This is a genomic window from Cobetia sp. BL01, from assembly GCF_056493605.1.
The window spans coordinates 92,668-107,098 of sequence record NZ_JBVBEE010000007.1 but is presented as its reverse complement, the minus strand read 5'-3'; the positions used below and the strand labels follow the sequence as shown (position 1 = coordinate 107,098).

Below are 14,431 nucleotides of genomic sequence, written 5' to 3'. Positions count from 1 at the left end.
CAGCCTGAGGCTGACGGGGACTGGGTGTCACATGACTCCCCCGAACCCAGGGGATCAGATCACTTGAACTTGTCTTCGTAGCTGGACTTGGCAGAGCTGACCTTGTCACTTGCCTTGGTCTTGGCAGAGCTGACCTTGTCACTTGTCATGGCCTTGGCAGAGCTGGCCTTGTCACTTGCCTTGTGCTTGGCAGAGCTGACCTTGGAAGAGGCACTGTCAGTCCGGGAAGTCACCTTGGAACTGGCGTTGTCCTTGGCTGTGGTGTACTGGGGCTTGGCACTGTCCTTCGCCGCATCAGTGTAGGAATTTGCCATTGCCACTGAGGAGCCAGCCATGCCCATTACCATGAGTGCTGCAATCGTCATCCTGCGCATCGTACCTACTCCTCTCTACTCGCGAAATGTCCCCTTCCTGATCCGAAGGCCAAGGTCCTGGGAGACAGGGTGGTGGCACACTAACTCCTTGATATTTATGTTCGCAAGCCAGTCAGGCTCGCTTGACGAATGCTTGCATCTTGTCGAGGCGAGCGTATGAAACACGCGACGTCAACGTCTGATCACGCACACCAGAGGCACATCGCCTGCCGCGCCAGACGGGCGTGGATCTCAAGGAGCGTGCCCGGCATGCAAAGACCCCCTGCAACCGGAGGCTCAGGGGGTCTTGTCAACAGCGGGCAACTGCCCGACTCAAGCCGTGCCGAGCAAAAGCGTCATGCCATCAGTGGCGCTCGTTCTTGAGCACGTCAGCATAGTTCTTCTTCTGATAGCGGGAATTGGTATCGCTCGCCTTGTTGCTCGCCTTGTCGCTCACCTTGGACTTGGCATCGTGAGCCTTGCTGGCAACGTGAGAGGACTTGTCAGCCACCTGCCCGGAAGCAGCCGCCTTGTGGGATTGGGCAGAGGTCCTGACGCTGTCCTTGTACTGGGTGTACTGGGACTTGGCAGCGTGGCCATCATCAGCCGGGTTGCCGGCCATCGCTACGCTGGAACCGGCCATGCTGGCCACCATGAGTGCCGCGATCGTCAATGTGCGCATCGTGTCTACCTCATTGTCTTGCAGGAATACCGGCTCAAGAGGTCACACCTCAAGGCATACAATGAGTGCACACTAACGTGTTGATATTGCAGCCAGCAATTGCCCAACCGGGATATGACGATTCCTTTCACGTTACTCGCAGGCTGTAGCCAACTCGAGACGAGCGTGTCTCATCAGGCACCTGTCCCACCCTTGCCCGCCTCATGGCTTTACGCTGCTCCGCGATCCCCAAAGCGGTAAAGATTCATCAGTGAATCATTGTCTTCATTTCATGGACGCTAACACCGATCGACGTGTCGATCAGGCTTGACCCAGCGCCAGAAAAACATTGTTATTTACTTGAGAAGAAAATTAAGTCACTGACAGGAAATAACCGAATTAAAAACACGTCAGTGAATGAGGTTCTTCATATCACAACAACAATGCCTTTCTGCCGACATCGGAGCCCAGAATGCCTCACGCGACCTGCACCTCAGACGATCATTTCATCCTCACCATCAGTTGCCCGGCGACGTCCGGCATCGTGGCGGCCATCACCACCTTCCTGACCACTCACGAGTGCTACATCAGTGAGCTGGCGCAGTACGATGATGAGGACAAGGGGCAGTTCTTCCTGCGCGCACGCTTCCGTTTCAACACGGGCATCGAAGGCGATATCGAGCGTATGCGTCAGGCCTTCGAGGACGTGGCGGCGCCCTTCGAGATGCAGTGGCAGATCCACGGTGGCAAGGACAAGATGCCGGTGCTGATCATGGTCTCCAAGTTCGACCATTGCCTGGATGATCTGCTCTACCACTATCGCAAGGGTGAGCTGGACATGCAGATCACCGCGGTCGTCTCCAACCACCTGGACCTGCGCCCGATGGTCGAGCGCGAAGGCATCCGCTTCGTCTACCTGCCGATCACCAAGGACACCAAGGCGCGCCAGGAAGCGGCCTTGATGGACATCGTCGAGGAAACCGGCACTCAGCTGGTGGTACTGGCGCGCTACATGCAGATTCTCTCCGATGAGCTGTGCCAGAAGCTGGCCGGGCGCGCCATCAACATCCACCACTCCTTCCTGCCCGGCTTCAAGGGCGCCAAGCCCTACCACCAGGCACACGCCCGCGGGGTCAAGCTGATCGGCGCCACCGCCCACTACGTCACGGCAGACCTCGACGAAGGGCCGATCATCGATCAGGCCGTACAGCGAGTCGAGCACAACTTCGCCCCGGATGACCTGGTTGCCGCCGGCCGCAATACCGAGACCCAGGCGCTGACCAATGCCGTGCGCTATCACATCGAACACCGCGTCTTCCTCGCCAATGATCGCACCGTGATTTTCAAGTAAGGCGTCAAATAAGTCTTCAAGCAAGGCGTCACACAAGCCTTCAAGACAGACCACGTGTGAATCATCGGCCGTCACCCAAGGGAGGAAGCGCAGTCATGAATACCCAAGCGACACCCACCGCGATCGCGGACGAGACACTCGCACAGCCCAGCGCCGCCGTGATCGATGGCAAGGCCGCCTCGACGCGACTGCTGGAGGAAGTCACGGCAGAGGTCGCAAGCCTCGCACGACAGGGCGTGATACCGGGGCTTGCCGTCGTGCTGGTCGGCGAGGACCCGGCAAGTCAGGTGTATGTGCGCAACAAGCTCAAGCGTACCGTCGAGTGTGGCATGCAGTCCTTCGAGCACATCCTGCCCAGCGAGACCCGCGAGGCCGAGCTGCTGGCGCTGGTAGCGAAGCTCAATGCCGACACTGATGTGCATGGCATCCTCGTCCAGCTGCCGCTGCCGGCCCATATTCAGGAAGACGCGGTGCTGGAGGCCATCGACCCCGCCAAGGACGTCGACGGCTTCCATCGCATGAACGTCGGGGCGCTGGTCCAAGGGGCCGATGCCCTGGCGCCCTGCACGCCCACCGGCTGCATGCGCCTGCTGCGTGACACCTTTGCCGAGCGCGGTGGGGATCTTTCTGGCCTGCATGCGGTGATCATCGGGCGCTCCAACATCGTCGGCAAGCCGATGGCCAGCCTGCTGCTGGCCGCCAACTGCAGCGTCACCCAGCTGCACTCGCGCAGTCAGAATCCTGCCGCGCTCTGTCGTCAGGCTGACATCGTGGTGGCCGCGGTCGGGCGCCCGAACATGATCGGCGCCGACTGGATCAAGCCCGGCGCCGTGGTCATCGATGTGGGCATCAATCGCATCGCGCAGTCCGCCGAGCAAAGCCCTACCGGCAAGGCGCGCACGCGACTGGTCGGGGATGTGGACTTCGCTGCGGTCAGCAAGATCGCGGGTGCCATCACGCCTGTCCCGGGGGGCGTCGGCCCGATGACCATCGCCTGCCTGCTTGCCAACACCCTGACTGCCGCGCGTCGCCAGTCGGCCTGAACCACTAGAGGTACGCCTGCGCGTACCGGGAGTGAATGATGCCCTTTTCTCTGCTCAAGTACGGCCTGTCCTCCGAGTATCCGGCCGAAGTCGACCTCCCACCGCCCACGGAGCTGAAGTCCCGCTACGACGTGGTCATCATCGGCGGCGGCGGGCACGGCCTGGCCACCGCCTACTATTTGGCCAAGTATCACGGCATCACCAATATCGCCGTGCTGGAAAAGGCCTACCTGGGCAGCGGCAACACCGCGCGCAACACCGCGGTGATTCGCTCCAACTATCTGACCCCGAAAGGCGTGCGCTTCTACAGCGAATCGGTGCGCATGTTCCAGGGACTGTCCAACGAGTTCGACTACAACATCATGTACTCGGAACGCGGCCAACTGACCCTAGCGCATACCGACTCCACTGTGCGGGCCTTCCGCCAGCGCGCCGAGGTCAACACCCACTTCGGTGGGCGCACCGAGATGCTGGATCGCCAGCAGATCCGCGAGCTGGTACCGAGCCTGAACCTGGACCCCGGCCACCTGCCGGTCATGGCGGGCCTGTGGCATATCGATGGTGCCACTGCGCGGCACGATGCCGTCGCCTGGGGCTATGCGAAGGAGGCCGCCAAGCGCGGCGTCGAGATCCACCAGCTCACCGAGGTGCAGGACCTCGTGATCGAAGGCGGCAAGATCCGCGCGGTGAAGACCAATCGCGGCACCGTGCAGTGCGGCTGCGTGGTGCAGGCGGTGGCCGGGCACAGCTCAGTGCTCGCCAGCAAGGCCGGCTTCACCATGCCCATCATCAGCTATCCGCTGCAGGCGATGGTCACCCAGCCGTTCAAGCCGTTTCTCGATCCGCTCGTCAGCTCCTCGGCCCTGCACTGCTACGTGCAGCAGACCAGCCGTGGCGAGGTGGTGTTCGGCGGTGGCTCCGACCCCTACCCGCTCTACAACACCCGCTCGACGCTGGACCTCAAGGAGAGCCTGATCGCCGCGGCGCTGGAGATGTTCCCCTTCCTGTCCCAGGCCCGCCTGATGCGCCAATGGGCAGGCACAACCGACATGACCCCGGACTACAGCCCGATCATGGGCGAAAGCCCCGTCGAGAATTACTACCTGGATGCCGGCTGGGGCACCTGGGGCTTCAAGGCGACGCCGATCTGCGGCAAGACCATGGCCGAGCTGGTCGCCTCCGGCGGCAAGACCCCGGACCTGATCGCCCCCTTCGCGCTGGAACGCTTCGCGCGCTTCCGTCAGGTCAACGAGATGGGCGCGACTGCCGCCAGCCACTGACGCCTCGCGATGGCTCGACCTACAAGGCTCGATGACTGCCCGGGAATGCGCACCCCACGCTGGATGTACAAGAACAACGGTCAAGGATTTCCGCGATGAAGATCATGCCCTGCCCACTCAATGGGCCCCGAAATATCAGCGAATTCGTGTATGGCGGCGAGCTTGCCGACATGCCAGACCCCGATACCTGCAGTGATCGCGAGTGGGCCGACTACGTCTTCTTCAGCGACAACACCGCCGGTGTCGTCACCGAATGGTGGATGCACGCCGCCTCCAGCTACTGGTTTCTCGCCGAGCGTCACACCGTGACCGACGAGATCCTGCGCACCTTCGATCCCTCCGAGCGCTTCACCCAGCGCGTGGAGTTTCCACTGCACACCACGGATAGCTCGGGAGAACGCGCATGAACGCCAGAGTCCCCATGACCCGAGGCGCACGTCTGCCGGCCCCGCTGGGGCGTCTGATCGACCGTGACACGCCGGTGACCTTCAGCTTCGATGGCGTGAGCTACCAGGGCTTTGCCGGCGACACCATCGCCAGTGCCCTGGCCGCCAATGGCCGCTGGCTGCTGTCGCGCTCCTTCAAGTATCACCGCCCGCGCGGCGCTCTGACCTTTGCCGGCCAGGATGCCAACACCTTGGTGCAGTTGCCGGATGAGCCCAACGTGCTGGGTGATGAGCGCCAGATCAGTCCGGGGCTCGAGGTCACTGCCCAGAACGTCACTGGCAGTCTGGACAATGACCGCGACATGCGACTGGGCAAGTTCTCGAAATTCATGCCGGTAGGCTTCTATTACCGTGCCTTCTACAAGCCCAAGGGCGTCTGGAAGTACTGGGAGCCGCTGATTCGCCGCAAGGCCGGGCTCGGGACGCTGAATCTGGACGTGCGCGGCGAGTATCACGACAAGGCCTATCTGTTCCACGACGTGGTGGTGGTGGGCGCCGGCCCGGCGGGCATGACGGCGGCGCTTGGGGCTGCCGAGGGTGGCGCCAGCGTGCTGCTGGTCGAACAGGTCCGTCTGCTCGGCGGCGCCTTGACCTATGCGCGCTTCGACGCCGAAGGCCATGAGGCCAACCAGACACTGCAGACGCTGAGCGCGGCCGTCACGGCGCATCTGCGCATCGACGTGATGACCGAGGCGACCTGCAATGCCTGGTTCACCGACAACTACCTGCCGGTGATCCGCGGCAAGCGCCTCTACAAGGTGCGCGCCAAGGAATGCATTCTCGCCAGCGGCGCCTTCGATCAACCGGTGGTATTTCGCAACAACGACCTGCCGGGCATCATGCTCGCCAGTGCCGCCCAGCGCCTGATGCAGCACTATGGCGTGTTGCCGGGCAAGCAAGGCGTGGTGATCACCGGCAGCGATGATGGCTATCTGGCGGCACTGGACCTGATGGAGCACGGCGTCAACATCGTCGCCCTGCTCGACATGCGCGCCCAGCCCGATGAGGCAAGCCTTGCCGATGCGGTGCGCCACTGCGGCATCGCCCTGAAGCTCGAGCACGCCATCTTCGAGGCGCAGGCGGAGAAGTCGCTGCATCACGTCACGGGCGTCGAGGTACGCAAGATCATCGCGCGCGGCGAACTGGCCACCGAGGGAGAGGTGATCCCCTGTGATCTGGTCTGCATGACGGCGGGCTACATGCCGGTCTACCAGCTGGCCTGTCAGGCGGGCGCCAAGCTCTCCTATCTGGATGACGATGCGCGTTTCAGCCTCAGCGGCCTGCCGAAACATTTGCACATGGCAGGCTCCGCCAATGGCCTCTATCACCTCAAGGACGTGATCGCCGATGGTCAGCGTGCCGCGAGCGCCGCCCTGAACGGGCTTGCCGCGGCAGGCAAGGTCGTGGATGCCACGCTTGAGGCGAATGAGCCTGCGGCCGTCACGCCGTCACGCCCCTTCCGTCAGCATGGCTGGCCGCTGTTCGCGCACCCCAAGGGCAAGGAGTTCGTCGATCTGGATGAAGACCTGCAGATTCGCGACATCCTCAATGCCACCCGCCATGGCTATCGCGACATCCAGCTGGTCAAGCGCTTCTCGACACTGGGCATGGGTCCGTCCCAGGGCCGTCACTCGGCACTGCCGGCCGCGCGTCTGGTCGCCGAAGCCACCCAGCGCAGCGTCAGCGAGACCGGCGTGACCACCGCGCGCCCGCCCTTCGTGGCCGAACCGCTGCCGCTGCTGGCCGGTCGCAGCTTCGACCCCTACCGCCAGACACCGATGCATCAGCGCCATCTGGCTCTCGGTGCCAGCATGATGCCGGCCGGCCACTGGGCGCGCCCGGCCTTCTATGGCCGCCCGGAGGAGCGCAATGACGCCATGCAGACCGAAGCGTTGGCCGTGCGCAACGGCGTGGGCCTGATCGATGTCTCGACCCTCGGTGGCATCGAGCTGCGCGGGCCGGATGCCGCCGAGCTGCTCAACCGCCTCTACACCTTCGCCTTCCTCAAGCAGCCGGTGGGTCGCACACGTTACGCCACCATGGCCAACGAGCAAGGCGTGATCATCGACGATGGCGTCTCGTGCCGCCTCGGTGAGGAACACTTCTATGTCACCGCCACCACCAGCGGCGTGGACCGTGTCTACCAGCAGATGCTGAAGTGGAATGCCCAGTGGCGACTCGATGTCGATATCACCAACGTCACCGCCGCTTACTGCGCCGTCAATCTCGCCGGGCCCAAGGCCCGCGAGGTGCTGAGCAAGGTGTGTCGCGACATCGACCTGAGCCCCCAGGCCTTCCCCTATCTGGAGCTGCGCACCGGCCATCTCGAGACCGAGCTGCTGGGCACGCAGGGCAGGATTCCCGCCCGCCTGCTGCGGGTCGGCTTCGTCGGTGAACTGGGCTACGAGATCCACGTGCCGAGCCGTTTCGGCGAAGCGCTGTGGGACCTGCTGATGCTGGCAGGCGAGCAGGCCGACATCCGCCCCTTCGGCGTCGAGGCCCAGCGTCTGCTACGTCTGGAAAAAGGCCACATCATCATCGGGCAGGATACCGATGGCATGAGCCATCCCGGCGAGATCGGCCTTGAGTGGGCAGTCAGCCACAAGAAGCCCTTCTGTGTCGGCCGTCGTGCGATCGAGATTCTTGCCGCCCAGCCCCAGACCCGCAAGCTGGTCGGCTTCATGCTGCCCAAGGACAGCCCGCAACCGCTGGAAGGTCAGCTGGTGCTCAGCGGCGGGGAACAGAGCGCCGACGCCGCCAAGCCCGGTGGCGACATCACCGGCAACGTGACCTCGTGTGAATACAGCGCGACGCTGGGTGCCATCATCGGCCTGGCCTACGCTGGAATCGACAGCAGTACGCCCGGCAGCAAGATCACCATCCGCACCCAGGGCGACGTACTGGTCCAGGCCGAGGTCGTGGCACTGCCCTTCTTTGATCCCAAGTCTGCCCGCCAGGAGCTGTGAAATGACGACATCAATGACGGACCACCTGGATGGCGCCACGGCATTGGCGCGCTGTGCACTGCCGGCAAGCCTCACTGGCGCGTCGACAACCGACGCATCAAGTGATTCGGTGACGGCAACCGTTCTCAGCCACTGCGCACTCGCCGACATGAGCGCTCTGGGACGCGCAGGCGTTCGCGGCCGCGAGGCCGCCGACTGGCTGGCCTCGCTGGACTTCACGGTACCGGATACGCCCAATACGGCAAGGCTCCAGACGAATGGCAGCTGGCTGGTCAGGCTGTCAGTGGGCGAGTTTCTGCAACTGACGCCGGCCATCACTCCCGATGCGGGCGTGGCCGAGCTGCCACTCATCGCGCAGGCGGATGACGCACTGGCCCGGGGCAGGCGCGTGCATTCCCTCCCACGGCGGGATTCCCACGCCTGGTTCAGCCTGAGTGGCAGCAGCGTACCGTCGCTGATGGCCAAGCTGTGCGGGATGGACCTGCGCAGTGAGGCCTTCCCGCCCGGGAGCGTCGCGCAGACGTCAGTGGCACGCACCAACGCGATCATCGTCAACGTGGGAAGCCATCAGTGCCCCTGCTTCCACCTGCTGTTCGACATCGCCTCCAGCCACTATCAGTGGGGCGTCATGCTCGATGCCATGCGCGAATACTCGGGGCAGACCGTGACAGCCGCTGCCCTGCTGGCCCATCATCACGGCTAGCGATTGCGACGCAACCTTGGCATCCGCTCGCGCATGCCTCTCACGCTGTCACCCGCTCCCCGTCGTCGTCTGAGTTCCAGGCAGCGACGGGGAGACTGCGTTTCACCTACGGCTCGCCATACGCAGCAAAAGGAACCAGGTATGCCCGATTCCCACGCCTCGCTCCCTTCCGGGCAGGATGTCGTGACCGATGACCCATCGCTCTCGACCGCGCCTGCTCGCGAGAATGATTACACCGTGCCTGCGCTGTTTCGCGGGCTGAGAATCCTCGAGATGTTCAGCAGCAGGCGCAAGGTGCTGACCACCAATGACTTCGCCGAGGAACTGGGCACCACCAATTCGGCCATCTACCGTATCGTCATCACCCTCACCGACATGGGCTATCTCAAGAAGATCGCTCGCAACACCTATGAACTGGGGCCACAGGTCATCTCGCTGGGCTTCAGCTATCTGGCCAGTCGGGATCTGGTCGAGGTAGTGGCGCCCCACCTGGACACCCTGCGCGATCAGACCACCATGTCATGTCACCTGAGCGTTCGTGAGGGCACGGATGCCATCTATCTCTACCGCGCCTTCGCCGCACAGCGCATGTCGGTCAACATCCCCATCGGCTCCCGTCTGCCGTGTCATGTCAGTGCCATGGGGCGCATCCTGCTCACGGTGCTGGGCGAGGATGAACTGCAGCAGCTCTATCGTCAGATCCGTCTGGATGACTACCCACCGCCGGCGCCCCAGAACCTGCCGGCCTTGAAGGATGCCATCGAGGAAGCCCGCCGCCAGGGATGGGTGGAAAGTCGCTCCGACTACGCCACTGCCATCGCCACGGGGCTTTATGACCATACCGGTCATCTGGTGGGCGCCATCAATATCTCGGGCCCCGATGCGATGATGGCCGACGAGCGCCGGCGCCTGCTGTTGCGCGGCGCGCTGATGGACTGCGCCCGCCATATCAATCATGAGCTGGGGGGACTGCACCGCCGCTGACAGGCAGTTTCCGTCTGGTCGCTGCTTGTTCATCCCGGGACGTCCATCATCCCTCTTGTTTCCCCTCCTTTCCCTGTCCCTTGCCCACCCTTTCCCCTTACGCTCATCCTGGAACACGAGAAGGCCCGCCAATTGGCGGGCCTTCTCGGATCACACGCTGACAGGACTCACCTCACTCGGGGAATCCAGCACTTGGGGGGGGGGGGCAGACTCAACGCGCCGCCCCCTTGAGCACCGCAGCCGGAACTGCAGCGCTCGCCTTGCCGGCATGCCCGGACGCAGTGCCTTCTCCCTGTGACGGGGAGGACATGTTCACGAACTCCGGGTAGGCTCCCATGCCACATTCGTGCATGTCCATGCCTTCCAGTTCCTCTTCCTCGCTGACACGCAGGCCACCGCAGACCTTCTTGATCACCAGCAGCGCCACCAAGCTTGCGCCGAACATCCAGGCGAAGATGATCAGCGTGCCCAGGATCTGGGTGCCGAAGGCCGCATCCGGATTGGAGAACAGCACCGCCATGATGCCCCACAGGCCTGCGGAACCATGCACGGAAATCGCACCGACCGGGTCATCGATCTTGAGGCGATCAAGCCCCACTACCGACAGCACCACGATGATGCCTCCCACTGCGCCGACCAGCACCGCAAGGCCGGCAGACGGCAGCAACGGCTCGGCAGTAATCGAGACCAGACCGGCCAGGGCACCGTTCATCACCATGGTCATGTCAGTCTTGCCGAACATGGCGCGTGACAGCAGTGCCGCGGCCACCATCCCTGCCGAGGCCGCGGCATTGGTGCTGACGAAGATACGCGCCACGCTGTTGGCATCATCGAGACTGGCGATCTTGAGCATCGAGCCGCCATTGAAACCGAACCAGCCCATCCACAGGATGAACATGCCCAGCATGGCGATCGGCAGATTGGCACCCGGAATGGCACGTACCTTGCCGTCCACGCCGTAGCGCCCCTTGCGCGGACCGACCAGCAGCACCGCCGCCAATGCCGCCGCCGCGCCCGCCATGTGCACGACCACCGAGCCTGCGAAGTCCTGATACCCCATCGCATCCAGGAAACCGCCGCCCCACTTCCAGTAGCCTTCCACCGGATAGATGACCGCGACCATCACCACCGCGAAGATCAGAAACGGCCACAGACGCATGCGTTCCGCCACGGCCCCCGAGACGATGGACATGGTCGCGGCGGCAAACACCGCCTGGAAGATGAAGTCCGCCATGCTGGAGTAATAGGCCGCCCCTTCGCCAGCACTGATGTCGCTGAGGGTATTGTCAGCGCCGAGCATGAACGACAGCCCCGGAATTACGCTGCTGATGGCATTGTCACCGGGATACATCACGTTGTAGCCCACCACCAGGAACACTAGACAGGCGATGCCATAGAGCAGCGCATTCTTGGTCAGGATCTCGACGGTATTCTTGGAGCGCACCAGCCCGGATTCCAGCATCGCGAAGCCGCAGGCCATGAACATGACCAGCGCGGTACACATCAGGAAGTAGAACGTATCCAGCGCATAGCTGAGTTGGAGCACATCGATATTCACCAGCGTTTCCCCTTTGTTGTTATTCGCAAGCGCTTTCGTCAGCGGCTTGCGATCCATGCCCTATCACGCCCTCGGTGCCGAGGGCTGTATGCCGAGAGCTCTTTATCAAGAGCTCATTATCAGGAGCTCTTAGCCAGAGCGGCTTGCCCGCAACGTGGCCTAGACCGCTGCCTGCGCCGTCGCCTCGGCATTGGCCTTGGCCGCAACGCTTGCCTCGCGGGCTTCCAGCCACTCGAGCACGCTGGGCAGATAGCGCGTCAGCCCCTTGTAGTCGATCAGCTCCGCCGGCAGGGTCTTGAGCACCTTCAACAAGCGCGACTGCCAGACCGGGTTGGTACACAGGTCCTCGAGGCTGATCAGATAGGTGCGGATACCGAAGAACAGCGCATAACTGCGCGGCATGCGCACCAGCGTCTGCAGCTCGACGCGCAGATGCACATCACGACCGGCGTTTTCGGCGGTGATGGTGGTGCGATCACTGCCCCACTCGGCATAGGTCTCCGGGGAGCTGTCCATGCGCGGATGGATGGTCATGGTCCAGTTGAGGCGTCGCACCGGCCCGCCGACCTGGATGGCGCACAGGTATTTGAGCGCGCGATCGAACACGCCCATCTCATGCGCCAACGGCACCGGACCATGCCACTGCTTGAAGCTCATGCCAGCATCGAAGGCCAGTGACCAGTCCGCCGGACAGGTGATCATGCCGGCGTCCATGAAGAGGTCACCGTCGCGCTGGTCGAGCAGCGCGATATCGCCCTGCATCTGACGGCCGATATAGTCCAGTGGCGGCAGTGGCAGGCTGGCGTCATCGCCCATGCGGAAGCTCTGTTCCATCTCCAGCAGATGGTTGCGCCACACGCAGTCATCGCCGTCGCGCTCGAAACTGAAGGCCTGCGGATAGTCCCGGGCGTAGTGCGTCATCACGAATTCCAGGAAGTCCCAGGCTGCCGGCTGCATGTGCGGCATCACCAGGCAACGCTTGGGGTCCTTGGCCAGCACCCGCTCACGCTCAGCGATCTCGCTCAGATAATGCTCATCGATATCCAGCATGTGCTCGGTGATGGAACCCGGCTTGCCCGGCAAGACATGTGGCTCGATATTGACCGAGTAACGGTACTCATCTTCCGGGAACGGGAAGGGAAAACGCTGGATGGCGTAGTCGGAATTCTTGAAGGTGAACTGACCATGGAACGCCTGGTCATCTCGCGGGGAAAATTGCATGTTCCTGCTCCTTGGGGGTCCATCTCGCGAAAGACGGTTTCAGAGATCCAGCACCAGCCGCTGGCTGCGTGCCCGGGAAACGCAGGGCATCACGCAGCGCTGACTGGCCCGCTCCTGTTCATCGAGGAAGGCGTCACGGTGTTCCGCCTCCCCCTCCAGCATCTCGACCCGACACTGTCCGCAGACCCCGCCGCGACACAGGCTCGTCACCTCGACACCGCTGCGCTCCAGCGCTTCCAGCAGGGATTCCTGGGCACCGACCGCCACTTCCACGCCGCTGCCACGCGCCACGGCCATGAAGGGAGTCCCCGGCTCCGGGGCGGCAAAGACCTCGTGATGGATGCGCGCGAGACTCCAGTGCAGCTCGCGCGCCGCGTCCTTCACGGCATCGATCATGGCCTGCGGGCCGCAGAGATAGACGTGAGTGCCGGCGGGCTGACGCGCCAGCAGGGCCTTGAGATTCGGACGCTCGAGACGGTGCTGGGTGATGTTGCCACTCGCCAGATAGGGCGCGGCCTCCGGGAAGCGGGCGACGTCGAGGTCCTGGCTGCGCAGGTGCAGCTCCCAGCTGCCGCCACGACTCTCCAGCTCCGGCAGGTAAGAGAGAAACGGCGTGATGCCGATGCCGCCTGCCAGCATCAGGTGGTGACGCGCCTGCCAGTGCGGCAGAAAGAGGTTGGCCGGCGGGCTGAGCTCCAGCTCGTCCCCGACCTTGACGCGGGAATGGATGGCTTCGGAGCCCCCACGCGAGACCGGCTGACGACGCACCGCGATGCAGTACTGCGAGGGATCATCCGGCGGGCTGATCAATGAATAGGCGTTGCGACACACCCGCCCTTCTCCCGGAATGCCCAGCACCACATGACTGCCCGGCGAGAACGGCGTGAAGGGTGAGGCCTCATCGGCAGGCACCAGAGTGAGACGGCGCACGCTGCTGCTGAGCTGATCGACCGCGGCGACCCGCGCCTTCATGAAGCGAGACATGGTGCCACCTCCTCCTGTGGGGGAATCTCTCCCGGCGCTTCCGCATCGATTCGCACGCCCATGTAGGCGCCGAGACGCTTGGAAAAATGATCACGCACTTCCAGCATCAGGCCGCAGCCATCACAGGCTGACGGCGAGTGAATGACGTGCTCACTGACCTGCTGGCAGTGCACGCAGAACACATGCCGCCCCAAGGCAGCCACCGGCAGCATCACCATGTCATCCAGCAACAGCCCCTGCTGCTGAGCCAGATTGGCGACCTGCCACACGAAATGCTCACTGCCGATGATGACCAGACACCCCGCCGCGCCTACCTCGCCGATGGCACCCGCCAGCGCATCGCAGGCTAGGGGGCGATCATCGACGTCGTACCAGCGATGCAGGCGGGCGCTGTCGGCGGGCCCCGTGGGCAACGCCTCTGTTGCCGGAGTGGATTGCGAGGTGCCTCCCACCTCGCGGCTACCGAGCTGCCCCAGCAGCGTACTGATCAGCTGACAATGCATTTGCAGTTGCTGACGGGCGTTGCCCGCCGCCTCTCCAGTGCCTGGCAGGCTCTCGGGAGACTGGCACGCCACCAGATACCGTTGGGCATCGGGCAGCGCCTCGATGCGTGGATAGTGTTGCCGACTTCGAATCCCGGCAGTGACAGAGGATGATTGCGGGCTTTTCATGACACGACCCTGCTCTGAGAAATTGTCCTTGTTGTAATGCCGCCGTCTTGACGATGACGTGCATCCGACTACCACTCCATTTCATGAGCATATTTCGTGCCATTGATGGCAAAATCATTGCTCCACATAGCCGACATAATTACCTGAAACCCCCACTTCACATATGAACAATCAATAGAGATATTCACGCACCAAAACAGAACACAAAAC

Annotated in this window: 13 protein-coding genes; 7 read left to right on the top strand and 6 right to left on the bottom strand. The window is 63.1% G+C overall.

Annotated elements, in window-relative coordinates; translation table 11 throughout:
• Positions 1-59: 59 nt before the first annotated feature.
• On the bottom strand, positions 60-335 hold the full coding sequence (locus ACZYGA_RS13125) for a hypothetical protein (protein ID WP_479399321.1): 276 nt from the start codon (positions 333-335) through the stop codon (positions 60-62).
• A gap of 382 nt (positions 336-717) precedes the next feature.
• Entirely contained in the window at positions 718-1,035 is a 318-nt protein-coding gene (locus tag ACZYGA_RS13120; protein ID WP_404626978.1) for a hypothetical protein, read from the bottom strand.
• Positions 1,036-1,486: 451 nt separating this feature from the next.
• Here ACZYGA_RS13120 and purU point away from each other — a divergent pair, with 451 nt between their 5' ends.
• The 7 genes from purU (at position 1,487) to ACZYGA_RS13085 (ending at position 9,787) form a co-directional block, all read left to right on the top strand.
• Positions 1,487-2,365 (top strand): formyltetrahydrofolate deformylase, encoded by an 879-nt coding sequence (gene purU, locus ACZYGA_RS13115; protein WP_077377058.1) that lies wholly within the window; start codon positions 1,487-1,489, stop codon positions 2,363-2,365.
• Positions 2,366-2,460: 95 nt separating this feature from the next.
• Positions 2,461-3,408, top strand: coding sequence for a bifunctional methylenetetrahydrofolate dehydrogenase/methenyltetrahydrofolate cyclohydrolase FolD (gene folD / locus ACZYGA_RS13110; RefSeq protein ID WP_479399319.1), 948 nt, complete (start codon positions 2,461-2,463; stop codon positions 3,406-3,408).
• 38 nt (positions 3,409-3,446) lie between these two features.
• The gene (locus ACZYGA_RS13105) at positions 3,447-4,688 is read left to right on the top strand and encodes an FAD-dependent oxidoreductase (protein ID WP_479399317.1); all 1,242 of its coding nucleotides are present in this window, start codon (positions 3,447-3,449) and stop codon (positions 4,686-4,688) included.
• 95 nt (positions 4,689-4,783) lie between these two features.
• Complete coding sequence (locus tag ACZYGA_RS13100) at positions 4,784-5,095, top strand: sarcosine oxidase subunit delta (RefSeq protein ID WP_054555966.1); 312 nt, start codon at positions 4,784-4,786, stop codon at positions 5,093-5,095.
• Positions 5,092-8,100, top strand: a complete 3,009-nt coding sequence (locus tag ACZYGA_RS13095) for a 2Fe-2S iron-sulfur cluster-binding protein (RefSeq protein ID WP_479399315.1) — start codon at positions 5,092-5,094, stop codon at positions 8,098-8,100. The genes ACZYGA_RS13100 and ACZYGA_RS13095 overlap by 4 nt, the downstream gene beginning before the upstream one ends.
• A 1-nt stretch (position 8,101) precedes the next feature.
• Positions 8,102-8,803: a hypothetical protein gene (locus ACZYGA_RS13090; protein WP_479399313.1), complete on the top strand. Its 702-nt coding sequence runs from the start codon at positions 8,102-8,104 to the stop codon at positions 8,801-8,803.
• A gap of 141 nt (positions 8,804-8,944) precedes the next feature.
• Positions 8,945-9,787 carry an IclR family transcriptional regulator gene (locus tag ACZYGA_RS13085; RefSeq protein WP_084208839.1) on the top strand — a complete coding sequence of 281 codons (843 nt, stop codon included), beginning with the start codon at positions 8,945-8,947 and terminating at the stop codon, positions 9,785-9,787.
• Positions 9,788-9,998: 211 nt separating this feature from the next.
• Here ACZYGA_RS13085 and amt read toward each other — a convergent pair whose 3' ends face one another.
• The 4 genes from amt to ACZYGA_RS13065 form a co-directional block, all read right to left on the bottom strand.
• Positions 9,999-11,345: an ammonium transporter gene (gene amt, locus ACZYGA_RS13080; protein WP_479399311.1), complete on the bottom strand. Its 1,347-nt coding sequence runs from the start codon at positions 11,343-11,345 to the stop codon at positions 9,999-10,001.
• Between the two features lie 159 nt (positions 11,346-11,504).
• Positions 11,505-12,566 carry a heme-dependent oxidative N-demethylase family protein gene (locus ACZYGA_RS13075; protein WP_404626969.1) on the bottom strand — a complete coding sequence of 354 codons (1,062 nt, stop codon included), beginning with the start codon at positions 12,564-12,566 and terminating at the stop codon, positions 11,505-11,507.
• 39 nt (positions 12,567-12,605) lie between these two features.
• A complete protein-coding gene (locus ACZYGA_RS13070; RefSeq protein WP_404626967.1) occupies positions 12,606-13,550 on the bottom strand; it encodes a PDR/VanB family oxidoreductase in 945 nt (314 codons plus the stop codon).
• The gene (locus ACZYGA_RS13065) at positions 13,535-14,221 is read right to left on the bottom strand and encodes a dimethylamine monooxygenase subunit DmmA family protein (protein WP_479399309.1); all 687 of its coding nucleotides are present in this window, start codon (positions 14,219-14,221) and stop codon (positions 13,535-13,537) included. Before ACZYGA_RS13065 ends, ACZYGA_RS13070 begins: the two co-directional genes overlap by 16 nt.
• Positions 14,222-14,431: the final 210 nt, after the last annotated feature.

Bases quoted from the DNA above. Each gene is read 5' to 3' on its own strand.
- ACZYGA_RS13125 (WP_479399321.1), bottom strand. From the start codon at position 335: ATGGCTGGCTCCTCAGTGGCAATGGCAAATTCCTACACTGATGCGGCG.
- ACZYGA_RS13120 (WP_404626978.1), bottom strand. From the start codon at position 1,035: ATGCGCACATTGACGATCGCGGCACTCATGGTGGCCAGCATGGCCGGT.
- purU (WP_077377058.1), top strand. From the start codon at position 1,487: ATGCCTCACGCGACCTGCACCTCAGACGATCATTTCATCCTCACCATC.
- folD (WP_479399319.1), top strand. From the start codon at position 2,461: ATGAATACCCAAGCGACACCCACCGCGATCGCGGACGAGACACTCGCA.
- ACZYGA_RS13105 (WP_479399317.1), top strand. From the start codon at position 3,447: ATGCCCTTTTCTCTGCTCAAGTACGGCCTGTCCTCCGAGTATCCGGCC.
- ACZYGA_RS13100 (WP_054555966.1), top strand. From the start codon at position 4,784: ATGAAGATCATGCCCTGCCCACTCAATGGGCCCCGAAATATCAGCGAA.
- ACZYGA_RS13095 (WP_479399315.1), top strand. From the start codon at position 5,092: ATGAACGCCAGAGTCCCCATGACCCGAGGCGCACGTCTGCCGGCCCCG.
- ACZYGA_RS13090 (WP_479399313.1), top strand. From the start codon at position 8,102: ATGACGACATCAATGACGGACCACCTGGATGGCGCCACGGCATTGGCG.
- ACZYGA_RS13085 (WP_084208839.1), top strand. From the start codon at position 8,945: ATGCCCGATTCCCACGCCTCGCTCCCTTCCGGGCAGGATGTCGTGACC.
- ACZYGA_RS13075 (WP_404626969.1), bottom strand. From the start codon at position 12,566: ATGCAATTTTCCCCGCGAGATGACCAGGCGTTCCATGGTCAGTTCACC.
- ACZYGA_RS13070 (WP_404626967.1), bottom strand. From the start codon at position 13,550: ATGTCTCGCTTCATGAAGGCGCGGGTCGCCGCGGTCGATCAGCTCAGC.
- ACZYGA_RS13065 (WP_479399309.1), bottom strand. From the start codon at position 14,221: ATGAAAAGCCCGCAATCATCCTCTGTCACTGCCGGGATTCGAAGTCGG.